Below are 12,664 nucleotides of genomic sequence, written 5' to 3' on the forward strand. Positions count from 1 at the left end.
GCGCGCCTGCGGCGCGCTGCCCGGCCCAATTTGTTTGACAGCATCTCTGATGCTGGCAAACAAAGCGGGAGCCTTTTGGCAATTGTCAGGACCTGCTGTCAGAGTTTGGCAAACAGCTTTGACAAACGGCCCATCTCGTCTTCGATGCCAAATGGCGCGTTGATCACGAACATGCCCGATCCCACCATCCGGTGACCTTCGCGCGCGGGGGCAAAGCGGACCTCGTGACAGACCGCCTTTGGATAATTTGCCGCTTTCAGCGCTGCGATCATCGTAACGTGGCGATTGTCGGTCAGGATCGGATACCAAAGCGCGATCACCCCGACATTCCATTTGCGATGCAGCTTGGCAATCGCTCCGGGCAGCCGGTCGTAATCGGCCTTCACCTCATAGCTGGGATCAATCAGCAGCATCCCGCGGCGGGGCGTCGGTGGCAGCAAGGACTGCGCCAGTTCAAACCCATCTTGCCGGTACACCCTGGCCCCGAAAGGCGACAGCGCCAAAGAAAGCGCAGCAAATTCCTGTGGATGCAATTCGGCGAAATGCAGGCTGTCCTGATCCCGCAGCAGGTTTGCCGCAATCAGCGGCGAGCCGGGATAGGCCATCGCGCCATGGCGCGCCTGCACCGACTGCAACACCCGCGCCATCGGGTGTTTTGGCCCGAACCACCCCTCACGCTGTGCCCGCCGGATACCTGCCGCGGCTTCGCCGGTGCGCATGGCCTCATCCGCGTCCAACTGGTAAAGACCCCGCCCGGAATGGGTTTCAACATAGCTGATCGGCTTGTCCTTTTGGGTCAAGTAGCCCAGCACCCACGCCAACAAAGCGTGCTTTTGCACATCGGCCAGATTCCCGGCGTGGTAAATATGTTGATATGAGAGCATGTTGCCTTCTAAAGTCTTTATCAATAAGGCGGAAAGGTGCTGATTGTCGCGGAATCAGCCCTTTAACCGGGCGAGATGGCACCCTATAAGGCATCCGTCCCGGAACCGTCGAGTCGCGGGCAGTGGAAATTCTGACAAACGGGATCAGTAAGATATGGGCATCTTTGGCAATCTGGGCGGCCTGTTCACGGCGGATATGGCTATCGACCTCGGAACGGCGAACACGCTGGTTTATGTCAAGGGGCGCGGTGTGATCCTGTCGGAACCTTCCGTGGTGGCCTATCACGTCAAGGACGGCGTGAAAAAAGTTCTGGCCGTTGGCGAAGACGCCAAGCTGATGCTGGGTCGGACGCCGGGGTCCATCGAAGCGATCCGTCCGATGCGCGAAGGCGTGATTGCCGACTTCGACACCGCCGAAGAGATGATCAAACACTTCATCCGCAAGGTGCACAAACGCTCGACCTTCTCAAAGCCGAAAATCATCGTCTGCGTGCCCCACGGCGCGACCCCCGTTGAAAAACGTGCGATCCGCCAGTCGGTTCTGTCAGCGGGCGCGCGTCGTGCCGGTTTGATTGCCGAACCCATCGCTGCGGCCATTGGCGCTGGCATGCCGATCACCGATCCGACCGGTAACATGGTCGTCGATATCGGCGGCGGAACGACCGAGGTCGCGGTTCTGTCGCTGGGCGACATCGTCTATGCCCGCTCGGTCCGCGTGGGTGGCGACCGTATGGACGAGGCCATCATCTCGTACCTGCGCCGTCAGCAGAACCTGCTGGTCGGCGAATCCACCGCCGAGCGGATCAAGACCACCATCGGCACCGCCCGTATGCCCGACGATGGCCGTGGCCAGTCGATGCATATCCGCGGGCGCGACCTGCTGAACGGTGTTCCCAAAGAAATCGAGATCAGCCAGGCCCAGGTGGCCGAGGCGCTGTCGGAACCCGTCCAGCAGATTTGCGAGGCGGTGATGACCGCGCTGGAAACCACGCCCCCCGACCTGGCGGCAGATATTGTTGACCGCGGCGTCATGCTGACCGGTGGCGGCGCGCTGCTGGGCGATCTGGACCTGGCGCTGCGCGAACAGACAGGGCTGGCCGTTTCGATTGCCGACGAAAGCCTCAACTGTGTGGCGTTGGGGACCGGCAAGGCGTTGGAATACGAAAAGCAGCTGCGCCACGCGATTGACTACGAAAGCTAAGGCGCGCACCCTTCGGGGTTAGGATAATGTCGGCGCGGGCAGCACGGGAAGGTAACCTGTGGCAAAAGACCGATCACAGCGCGATGACTACACGACCCCCCTGCGCCGCTTGTTCATGGGGATCGTGGTGCTGTGCCTAATGGGCATCTTTCTGGTCTGGCGCATCGACAGCCCGCGCGTCGAACGGTTCCGCGCCCAAGTCGTGGATGCGGTGGTGCCGTCCATGGACTGGGCCATGGTGCCGGTGACCGCGACCGTCAACCTGGTCCGCGACTTCCAAAGCTATCAACGCCTGAGCGAACAGAACCAGGAATTGCGCAGCGAATTGCGCCGAATGCGCGCCTGGAAAGAAGCCGCCTTGCAGCTTGAACAGGAAAATGCGCGCTTGCTGGACCTCAACAACGTGCGCCTGGACCCGCGCTTGACCTACATAACCGGCGTCGTGATGGCCGACAGCGGGTCACCGTTCCGCCAATCCGTCCTGCTTAACGTTGGTCAACGGGACGGGATCGTGGATGGCTGGGCCGCGATGGACGGGATCGGGCTTGTCGGACGTATTTCCGGCGTCGGGGCCGAAACCGCGCGCGTCATTCTGATGACCGATGCCTCAAGCGCGATACCGGCGACCATCCAACCCTCGGGGCAGACCGCCCTGATAGCCGGGGACAACACCGCAGCGCCGGTTATCGAGTTTCTGGAAAACCGCGAACTGGTCCGCCCTGGCGACCGTGTCATCACCTCGGGCGATGGCGGCGTGTTTCCGGCCGGGCTGTTGATCGGGCAGGTCAGCACCGACCCCGGCGGACGGCTGCGGGTGCGGTTGTCTGCCGATTTCGAACGACTCGAATTCCTGCGCGTCCTGCGCTATCAGTCCGCGCCCGCGATACAGGACCCCGGCAATATCGTCGGCCCGCCCCGACCCGAAGCTTTCCTGACGCCCGAAGAGCCCGACGATGGATAAGGCGGCTTCATACCTGTGGCTGATGCGGGGCACCTACGTCTTGCTGGCCTTTGCCGTGGTGTTCCTGCACCTGCTGCCATTGAACACCCAACCGGATCGCTGGCCGTTCCCGGATGCAATGATCGCGCTGACCTTTGCCTGGGTTTTGCGCAGGCCCGACTATGTTCCCATACTGGTGGTTGCCATGGTCATGCTGATGTCAGACCTTCTGCTGCAGCGCCCGCCGGGCCTGCTGGCCGCGCTGGTTGTGCTGGGGACGTCCTATCTGCGCTCGGCCGCGCCAAGCATGCGCGACATCGGGTTTCTGGCTGAATGGAGCTCGGTTGCTGCCGTAACGGCTGCGGTCTTTGTTCTGAACCGCGTGTTCCTGTCAGTCTTTTCCGTGCAGCAAGCAGCTCTTGGCCCGGTCCTTGTTCAACTGATTTTGACCATCGCGATCTATCCCGCTGTAGTAGGCTTTAGCCAAAGCGTTCTGGGTGTGCGGCGCATTTCCGCCGCAGATGCCAGCACGGTCGGAGTACGCGCATGAAACCACGCAAGCCAAAATCTCTGGGTCTTGCCTATAAGCGCCTGCCGCGACGCGCCCTGGTGCTGGGCGGACTTCAGGCCGCCTTTATCGGCGGGCTGGCGGCGCGGATGCGGTTCATGCAGGTCGAACAGGCCGACCAATACCGCCTGCTGGCCGAAGAAAACCGGATCAATATCCGTCTTATTCCGCCCAAACGCGGCCAGATTTATGACCGGAACGGGCAAATCATCGGCCAGAACTCGCCCTCGTACCGCATCGTTGTCGTGCCCGAGGATGCCGGTGATCTGGACAAGGTTATCGGCAAACTCTCCGAACTGATCCCGTTGAACGGGGCCGAGATTGAACGGGCGCGCACCGAAATCCGGCGCTCGGCCCCGTTCTTGCCGGTGACGCTTGCGGATCAGGTCACATGGGAGGACATCTCGAAGGTGGCGGTCAACGCCCCGGCCCTGCCCGGCGTCACCCCCGAAGTCGGGCTGACCCGCCAGTATCCCCGTTATGAGGATTTTGCCCATGTGGTCGGCTATGTCGGCCCGGTCAGCGACTATGACCTGAGCCAGATCGAAGACCCCGAGCCCGTTCTGCGCATACCACGGTTTCAGATCGGCAAGGTCGGGCTGGAAGCCAAACAGGAAACCTCATTGCGCGGCAAGGCCGGTGCCAAACGGGTCGAAGTCAATGCCACCGGTCGCGTCATGCGCGAACTGGACCGCCGAGAAGGGCAGGCAGGGTCGGACCTGCAATTGTCCGTCGATGCCGATCTGCAGCAATACGCCCAGGCCCGCCTGGAAGGCGAAAGCGCCGCAGCCGTGGTGATTGATTGTGAAACCGGCGACATCCGTGCAATCAGCTCGGCCCCCAGTTTCGACCCCAACCTGTTTGTGCGCGGGATCTCGGTGGCCGATTACAGGGCCCTGACCCAGGACAAGTACCGGCCCTTGGCGAACAAGACGGTGCAAGGCACCTATCCGCCCGGCTCGACCTTCAAGATGATTACCGCGATGGCGGCGCTTGAGGCCGGTGTGATCGGGCCGTCCAACACGGTTTACTGTCCGGGCCACCTGAAGGTCGGCAGTCGTCGTTTCCACTGTTGGAAACGGGGCGGTCACGGGACGGTTGATTTGCAATTGTCGCTCAAGCGCAGTTGCGACGTCTACTACTATGACGTGGCGCTGCGCACAGGGATCGACAAGATCTCGGATATGGCGCGCATCTTCGGGCTTGGGGTCAAGCATGACATACCGATGTCGGCCGTGGCCGCCGGTCTGGCACCGAACCAGGAATGGAAACAGCGCGTACACGGGCAGGACTGGCTGGTGGGCGACACGGCCAACGCCTCGATCGGTCAGGGGTTCATGCTGGCGTCGCCGCTGCAACTGGCGGTCATGACCGCCCGGATTGCAACAGGGCGTGCAGTGTCACCCCGGCTTGTACGGTCGGTCAACGGGATCGAACAGCCATCCGGCGCGGGCGAGCCCTTGGACGTGAACCCGTACAACCTGGAACAAGTGCGCAAGGCGATGTTCGCGGTGTCCAACGACAGACGCGGCACGGCCTATCGCAGCCGGATCATTGCCGACGATTTCCGGATGGCCGGCAAGACCGGCACTAGCCAGGTCCGGAACATCACCAAGGCCGAACGGGCGGCTGGCGTGATCAGAAACGCCGACCTGCCCTGGGAACGCCGCGACCACGCCCTGTTCGTCAGCTTTGCCCCTTATGACAACCCCAAATACGCGGTGGCGGTGGTTGTCGAACATGGCGGCGGCGGCTCCAAGGCCGCGGCCCCGATTGCGCGGGACATCATGCTGCAGGCGCTTTATGACGGCACACCGCCGCTTGAGGCCTATCCGGTCGCCGATCGGGAACGCATCAAGGAACAGCAGAAAAAGCTGGAAGGCGACCGCCGCCCCAAGGCGCGTCCTGACGAAAAGGACCGCGCATGAGCTATCTTGAATACGCCGTCAAATCCACGCCATCGGGATTTCGCAAGTTTCTGTATATGAACTGGCCGCTGACCCTGCTGCTGATCAGCGCGGCCAGCGCCGGGTTCCTGATGCTGTATTCGGTCGCGGGCGGTTCGTGGATGCCCTGGGCAGAGCCGCAGATGGAACGGTTCGGGCTGGGCCTTGCGGTCATGTTCATCGTGGCGCTGGTGCCGATCTGGTTCTGGCGCAACATGTCGGTGCTGGCCTATATCATCTCGATCCTTCTGCTGGTCTATGTGGAACTGTTCGGCACTGTCGGCATGGGCGCGCAGCGCTGGATCGACCTCAAGTTCATGCGGCTGCAGCCGTCAGAGCTGATGAAAGTCACCCTGGTGATGTTGCTGGCGGCCTATTACGACTGGCTTCCGTCGCACAAGACCTCAAGACCGCTTTGGGTTACCGTCCCGGTCCTGTTGATCCTGATACCGACCTTCATGGTGCTGCGCCAGCCGGATCTGGGTACGTCGATCCTGTTGTTGGCAGCGGGCGGAGGTCTGATGTTTCTGGCCGGCGTGCACTGGGCCTATTTCGCAGCCGTTATCGCCGCAGGTATCGGGTTGGTATCCGCCGTCTTCAACAGCCGTGGCACGGATTGGCAACTGCTCAAGGATTATCAGTTCCGCCGCATCGACACCTTTCTGGACCCCTCGACCGACCCGCTGGGCGCCGGATACCATATTACGCAATCCAAGATCGCGCTGGGGTCTGGCGGGTGGAACGGGCGCGGGTTCATGCAGGGCACACAGTCGCGCCTGAATTTCCTGCCAGAAAAACACACCGACTTCATCTTTACGACCCTGGCCGAGGAATTCGGCTTTGTCGGCGGTATAACGCTGTTGCTGCTTTATGGGCTTATCCTGGTCTTTTGCATGGTCACGGCGCTGTCGACAAAGGACCGGTTTTCGTCACTGGTGACGCTTGGCATCGCGCTGAACTTCTTTCTTTTCTTTGCGGTGAACATGTCGATGGTGATGGGGCTGGCCCCGGTTGTGGGCGTTCCCCTGCCCATGGTCAGCTATGGCGGTTCTGCGATGCTGGTTCTGATGGCAGCGTTCGGAATTGTCCAAAGCGCCCATATCCACCGCCCCCGCTGACGCGAAAGGCTCGAAATGACGGCGAATATCCTGTTTTCGGCACGCCCTGCCCTGTGGCCGATTTATGAACCGCTATTGCGGCGCGGGCTGGACGAGGCCGGGCTGGACTATTGCCTGTCCACGGACATTGCGCCCGGCGATGTCGACTATGTCGTTTACGCCCCAAACAGCGGGCTGATGGACTTCACGCCCTTTACCCGGCTCAAGGCCGTGCTCAGCCTTTGGGCCGGGGTCGAGACCATTGCGACCAACAAAACCCTGACGGTCCCGCTGGCGCGCATGGTTGATCACGGGCTGACGCAGGGCATGACCGAATGGGTGGTCGGGCATGTCTTGCGCTATCACCTCGGGATGGATCGACATATCACGGTGCAGGACGGTGTCTGGACACCGGACGCGCCGCCGCTCGCCACCCAGCGACATGTCTGCGTTCTGGGGATGGGCACGTTGGGCGAGGCCTCGGCGCGGGCGCTGGCCGCCCTGGGGTTTCACGTCACAGGCTGGAGCCGAACGCCCAAGACCGTTCCCGGTGTTGTTTGCCAGCATGGCGCCGAAGGATTGCGCGCCGCGCTTTCCTCGGCCGAGATTGTCATTTTGCTGCTGCCCGACACCGCCGAGACAGAAAACACGTTGAACGCGGACACCCTGGCGCTGCTGCCCAAGGGCGCGCGTATCATCAACCCCGGACGAGGTCCCTTGATCGATGATGACGCCCTGTTACAGGCGCTGAGCTTGGGACAGGTGAGCCATGCGACGCTGGACGTATTCCGGGTGGAACCGCTGCCGCCCGATCACCCGTATTGGGCGCATCCCAACGTGACCGTCACCCCGCATATCGCGTCGGAAACCCGCCCCGCAACTGCGGCGCAGGTAATCTGTGACAACATTCGTCGCGGCGAAACCGGTGCGCCCTTCGTTCACCTTGTCGACAGGGCGCGTGGTTACTGACGATCAGGCCGCGATCAGGCCACGCCCTTTCAACAGGGCATCGACACCCGGCAGGCGACCGCGGAATGCAAGGTACAGCTCTTCCGCCTCGCGCGAGCCGCCGGTGGACAGGATGTGTTCCTCAAGCGCCTTGGCTTTTACCGGGTCGAAAGCTCCGCCTGCTTCTTCGAATGCCGCAAAGGCGTCGGCATCCATAACTTCGGACCACATATAGCTGTAATAACCCGAACTATACCCATCGCCTGCAAAGACATGTGCAAAATGCGGTGTTGCATGGCGCATGCCGATGGCCCGCGGCATTCCAAGATCGGTCAGGATTTCGGCCTGCATGGCCATCGGATCGGCGGGTGCCGCCCCGTCATGGAACGCCAGATCAACCAGGGCCGAGGCAACATATTCGACCGTCTGGAAACCCTGGTCGAAATTTGCGGCCTTCAGAACCTTGTCCAGCATCTGCGGCGGCATCGGTTCGCCGGTTTCGGCATGGGTGGCGAATTCTGACAGAACTTCGGGTACCTCCAGCCAATGTTCATACAACTGGCTGGGCAATTCCACGAAATCCCGCGCGACCGATGTTCCTGATATGCTTTCATAAGTCACGTTCGACAGCATCTGATGCAGGGCGTGACCGAATTCGTGAAACAAGGTCCGCGCGTCGTCATAGGACAGCAGCGCCGGGTCGCCCTTGGCAAAGTTGCACACATTGATCACGACCGGCGCCTGCTCTGCCGGCACCTTGGCCTGCGCCCGCATCGCGCTGCACCACGCCCCCGAGCGCTTGGACCCGCGCGCAAAGTAATCCCCGATGAATACTGCAACATGCTTGCCATTGCGCGTGACTTCCCAGGCGCGGCAGTCGGGGTGATACAGGGAAACATCCAACGGTGCGAATTCCAGCCCGAACAGGCGATGGGCACAGGAAAACGCAGCCTCGATCATGCGGTCCAGTTGCAGGTAAGGCTTCAGCGCGGCCTCATCCAGATCATGTTCGGCCTTGCGGCGTTTCTCGGCGTAATAGCGCCAGTCCCAGGCTTCAAGCGGGGCGTTCACCCCGTCATCCTGCATCAGCCCGGTCAGGATTTCGGCATCCGAGTCCGCCCGCGCTCTGGCAGGTTCCCAAACTTGCATCAACAGGTCACGCACCCGGTCCGGCGTCCGGGCCATTTCCGTTTCAAGTTTGAAAGCGGCGAAGCTGTCATATCCAAGCAGCTTTGCCCGTTCCTCGCGCAGCGCAAGGATTTCAGCCGCGATTTCGCGGTTGTCGGTCTTGCCGCCATTGGCCCCGCGCGCGGCCCAGGCGCGATAGGCCGTTTCGCGCAAATCCCGCCTGGCAGAGAATTGCAGGAACGGCACGATCAGCGACCGCGAGAGCGTTACCACCGGACCAGCCGCGCCCTTTTCCGCACCGGCCGCGCGCGCGGCGTCGATGACGAAATCCGGCAGCCCCTCAAGATCGTCTTCGGACAGGTCCATGAACCAGTCGCGTTCGTCTGCCAGCAGGTTCTGCGTGAACGCGGTTCCCAAGGATGCCAGCCTTGCCTTGATCTCTTGCATCCGCATGTCCTCGGCCCCGTGCAGGGCCGCGCCCGACCGCACGAAACTGCGATGGGTCAGCAACAGCACACGCGCCTGTTCATCCGTCAGGTCCAGCGTGTCACGCCTGTCCCATAAATCGGCGATCCGCTGAAACAGCGCCTTGTTCGAAGAGATGCCCGAGAAATGCGCCGATATCCTGGGGGAAAAGTCACGCTGCAAGGCCTCGCGCGCCGGGTTGCTGTCGGCCCCGGCAACCGTAAAGAACACGGACAGAACCTTGTCCAACGCCTCGCCCGCGGTTTCCAGCGCCTCGATCGTGTTGGCGAATGTCGGCGGCTCTGCATTGTTTGCGATTGCTTGGATCTGGCTGTCATGGGCCTGCATGGCCTGTTCCAGCGCGGGCGAAAAGTCCTCGTCAGATATCTCGGTGAACGGCGCGATTTGAAACGGCGTGGTCCAGTTGGACAGGATCGGATTGGTCATTCAGGTCTCCTTTGTCGGTCAAGCTATGTAGCCTGAAACCGATGGTCCAGTGCTGCAGAGCAATTCGATGCAAATGCACTTGCACATCGCCAGATAGGTCAGCAGTGCCACCCCGGACCCCGCGACCCGGGCATCGGCCCCGCCAGTTCACAAGAGCGCGACCTTTCTGTCTGACGATATCGCGGGATTTTCCGCCCATGATCTGACACCCGACAGCCCGTATACCTACACGCGCCGAGCCAACCCGACGGTTGCCGATCTGGATGAGGCGCCGGGGTAGGCGCCTCTGCGCGCGGCAGGCGTCGCACCTGTTCAGCCTGGGCTATTCCTCGGTCTCGCCGCAAACCGGACAATCGGCGCGACGCGACAGGGTGATCTTGCGGCTTTCACCATAAAGCGCGTCATAGATCAGCATCTCGCCGCGCAAGGCCTGACCCGCGCCGGTGATCAGCTTGATCGCCTCGACGGCCATCATAGACCCCACCACCCCCGGCAAAGGGCCGATCACGCCCGCCTCGGCACATGAGGGCGCAAGGCCGGGTGCCGGTGCCTGGGGAAAGATGCACTGGTAACAGGGGGCGCCATTGGCCGGGTCAAAAACGCTCAACTGTCCTTCCCATTGCGACAGGGCGCCCGAAATCAGCGGCTTGCCCAGGGCAGCGGCGGCCCGGTTGGCAAGATAGCGGGTTTCAAAATTGTCGGTCCCATCCAGAACCATATCGAAATCGGCAAAAAGCTCTGCCGCGATTTCGTTGGTCAAGCGCCGGTGATAGGGCAGGACGGTCACGTTGGGGTTCTGGGCCTGCATGGCCCGTTGCGCCGAAAACACTTTGGGCGTGCCGATGTCGGCATCCCGGTGAATGACCTGCCGTTGCAGGTTGGCATTCTCGACCTCGTCGTCATCTATCACGCCGATCGTGCCCACTCCGGCGGCCGCCAGGTATTGCAGGGCGGGCGCGCCCAGCCCGCCCGCGCCGATAACCAGAACGCGGGCCTGTTTCATCCGTTTCTGGCCCGGCCCGCCCAGTTCGCGCAAAACGATGTGGCGGGCATAGCGCTCAAGCTCGGTTTCTGAAAACTGATCGGATGGCATCGCTTGCTCCTGCGTTGCGGCGCGGGCCGCGCGGGCGCGCAGGGCCTTCAGCCCCCATCCGTAAACCAGAACAAGAACCGCCGTACCAGCCAATATCAGCCACAGGGCGGCAGACCCGCCGGTCGCCGCGCGCAGCGGATGCCCGAAGGGCAGGACCGCTTGGGCGATTATGACGCCCAGCACCAGCACGCCGACCGCAGCCGCACGCGCAGCGCGCGACACGCCAGCCAGATACCCCCCGGCCCACAGCGCGGCGGCAAGACAGAATACCAGCAGCATCAGCCGCGCCCCGTCGAGCCGAAACCGCCCGCGCCCCTCTGCGTGGTGTCCAGAGTCTCGACCAGATCAAACGCCGCCTGCACCACCGGGGCAACAACCAGTTGCGCGATGCGGTCCCCATGGGCAACCTCGAACATCTCGGTCCCGGCATTCAGGACGATCACCCCCAACGGCCCGCGATAATCGCTGTCGATCGTACCCGGCGCGTTGGGCAGGGTAATCCCGTGTTTCAATGCAAGCCCCGAACGGGGGCGGACCTGGACCTCATATCCGGGCGGGATTTCGACCCTGAGACCGGTGGGCACCAGGGCCCGCTGACCGGGCGCGATCATGACCGAGCCACCGCCGGGCAGATTTGCCCGCACATCTGCGCCCGCCGCCCCTGCGGTTTCGTAAGACGGCAAGGCGATGGACGGGTCTGCGCCATCCTCGCGGATCACACGAATTGCAACCATCTCTGTTCCTCTTGCTTAGTCCTCAAGCGCATCCGCGATCTGTTGCGCCAGACGTTTGGCCACGGCGTGTTTGTCCATGCGCGGCCAGATTTCAGCACCTTGTTCCGTGATCAGTGTCACCGCGTTTTCAGAACCGCCCATGATCCCGGTCCCTGGCGAGACATCATTGGCCACGATCCAGTCACACCCCTTGCGCGTACGTTTTGCGGTGGCATGTTCAACCACGTCATCCGTTTCGGCCGCAAACCCGACGACCAGCGCAGGGCGACCATCCGCCAACTGGGAAACCCGCTTCAGGATGTCGGGGTTTTCGGCAAATTCCAGCGCAGGCATGCCGTCGCGGCTTTTCTTCAGCTTCCTGTCCGAGGCGCTGGCAACACGCCAATCCGCGACCGCCGCCGCAAAAACACCCGCATCGACCGGCAGCGCGGCATCCACCGCATCAGACATCTGTTGCGCGGTTTCGACCCGAACCACCTGAACCCCTTGCGGTGGGGGAACATCCGCCGGACCCGTTACAAACACCACATCGGCCCCCAGCGCAGACAAGGCCCGCGCGACTGCGGCGCCTTGCGCGCCCGAAGATCGGTTGGCGATATAGCGCACCGGGTCAATCGGTTCGTGCGTCGGGCCGGATGTCACGAGAACCCGCTTGCCGCGCAGCGGGCCCTGGCCCAGCGCAGCCTCGGCGGCGGCGACGATCTCAAGCGGTTCGGACATGCGGCCCGGCCCGTATTCGCCACAGGCCATGTCCCCTTCGTTCGGGCCGACAAAACGGATACCATCCGCCTGCAGCTGTTCCAGGTTGCGTCGGGTCGCCGGGTGGTCCCACATGCGAACATTCATCGCCGGGGCGCAAAGAACCGGTGTGTCGGTGGCCAGCAACAGGGTTGAGGCCAGATCATTGGCCAGCCCCGTGGCCATCTTGGCCATCAGGTCGGCCGTGGCCGGGGCAACCACGATCAGGTCGGCAGAGCGCGACAACTGAATATGCCCCATCTCGGCCTCGTCAGTCAGGTCGAACAGGTCGCGATATATCTTTTCACCGGCCAGCGCCGAAACAGACAGCGGCGTCACGAATTCTTCGGCCGCGCGGGTCAACACAGGGGTGACGACCGCGCCGCGGTCCTGCAGGCGGCGGATCAGGTCCAGCGACTTATAGGCCGCGATCCCGCCCCCGATGATCAGCAGAATACGTTTGGATGCCAGCATG

The 12,664-nt window shown here is 62.4% G+C and carries 11 protein-coding genes; 6 read left to right on the forward strand and 5 right to left on the reverse strand.

The annotated features are described in order from the left end of the window. Positions 1-98 precede the first annotated feature (98 nt). Complete coding sequence (locus tag ACXAG8_RS16220) at positions 99-884, reverse strand: 23S rRNA (adenine(2030)-N(6))-methyltransferase RlmJ (RefSeq protein WP_475228896.1); 786 nt, start codon at positions 882-884, stop codon at positions 99-101. 154 nt (positions 885-1,038) lie between these two features. Between ACXAG8_RS16220 and ACXAG8_RS16225 the strand changes: the two genes are divergently transcribed. Genes ACXAG8_RS16225 through ACXAG8_RS16250 form a run of 6 tightly spaced genes read left to right on the forward strand, consistent with a single transcriptional unit; the run spans position 1,039 to position 7,605 of the window. Next, a complete protein-coding gene (locus tag ACXAG8_RS16225; protein WP_039523195.1) occupies positions 1,039-2,085 on the forward strand; it encodes a rod shape-determining protein in 1,047 nt (348 codons plus the stop codon). Positions 2,086-2,143: 58 nt separating this feature from the next. Next, positions 2,144-3,046 (forward strand): rod shape-determining protein MreC, encoded by a 903-nt coding sequence (gene mreC / locus ACXAG8_RS16230; RefSeq protein WP_475228900.1) that lies wholly within the window; start codon positions 2,144-2,146, stop codon positions 3,044-3,046. Next, positions 3,039-3,575: a rod shape-determining protein MreD gene (locus ACXAG8_RS16235; RefSeq protein WP_475228905.1), complete on the forward strand. Its 537-nt coding sequence runs from the start codon at positions 3,039-3,041 to the stop codon at positions 3,573-3,575. The genes mreC and ACXAG8_RS16235 overlap by 8 nt, the downstream gene beginning before the upstream one ends. Next, complete coding sequence (mrdA, locus tag ACXAG8_RS16240) at positions 3,572-5,521, forward strand: penicillin-binding protein 2 (protein WP_475228912.1); 1,950 nt, start codon at positions 3,572-3,574, stop codon at positions 5,519-5,521. The genes ACXAG8_RS16235 and mrdA overlap by 4 nt, the downstream gene beginning before the upstream one ends. Beyond that, positions 5,518-6,657, forward strand: coding sequence for a rod shape-determining protein RodA (gene rodA / locus ACXAG8_RS16245; RefSeq protein ID WP_475228920.1), 1,140 nt, complete (start codon positions 5,518-5,520; stop codon positions 6,655-6,657). Before mrdA ends, rodA begins: the two co-directional genes overlap by 4 nt. Before the next feature lie 15 nt (positions 6,658-6,672). Beyond that, the gene (locus tag ACXAG8_RS16250; RefSeq protein ID WP_475228927.1) at positions 6,673-7,605 is read left to right on the forward strand and encodes a 2-hydroxyacid dehydrogenase; all 933 of its coding nucleotides are present in this window, start codon (positions 6,673-6,675) and stop codon (positions 7,603-7,605) included. 3 nt (positions 7,606-7,608) lie between these two features. Here the strand turns inward: ACXAG8_RS16250 and ACXAG8_RS16255 are convergent, their stop codons facing one another. From ACXAG8_RS16255 to coaBC, 4 genes are all read right to left on the reverse strand, one after another. Continuing rightward, on the reverse strand, positions 7,609-9,624 hold the full coding sequence (locus ACXAG8_RS16255) for a M3 family metallopeptidase (RefSeq protein ID WP_475228934.1): 2,016 nt from the start codon (positions 9,622-9,624) through the stop codon (positions 7,609-7,611). A 322-nt stretch (positions 9,625-9,946) separates the two neighbouring features. After that, positions 9,947-10,996: a HesA/MoeB/ThiF family protein gene (locus ACXAG8_RS16260; RefSeq protein WP_475228941.1), complete on the reverse strand. Its 1,050-nt coding sequence runs from the start codon at positions 10,994-10,996 to the stop codon at positions 9,947-9,949. Next, entirely contained in the window at positions 10,996-11,451 is a 456-nt protein-coding gene (gene dut / locus ACXAG8_RS16265; RefSeq protein WP_475228948.1) for a dUTP diphosphatase, read from the reverse strand. The genes ACXAG8_RS16260 and dut overlap by 1 nt, the downstream gene beginning before the upstream one ends. Before the next feature lie 15 nt (positions 11,452-11,466). Further along, positions 11,467-12,663 (reverse strand): bifunctional phosphopantothenoylcysteine decarboxylase/phosphopantothenate--cysteine ligase CoaBC, encoded by a 1,197-nt coding sequence (gene coaBC, locus ACXAG8_RS16270; RefSeq protein WP_475228956.1) that lies wholly within the window; start codon positions 12,661-12,663, stop codon positions 11,467-11,469. Position 12,664 lies beyond the last annotated feature (1 nt).

It is taken from the genome of Ruegeria sp. ABD4_443 (genome assembly GCF_056160865.1).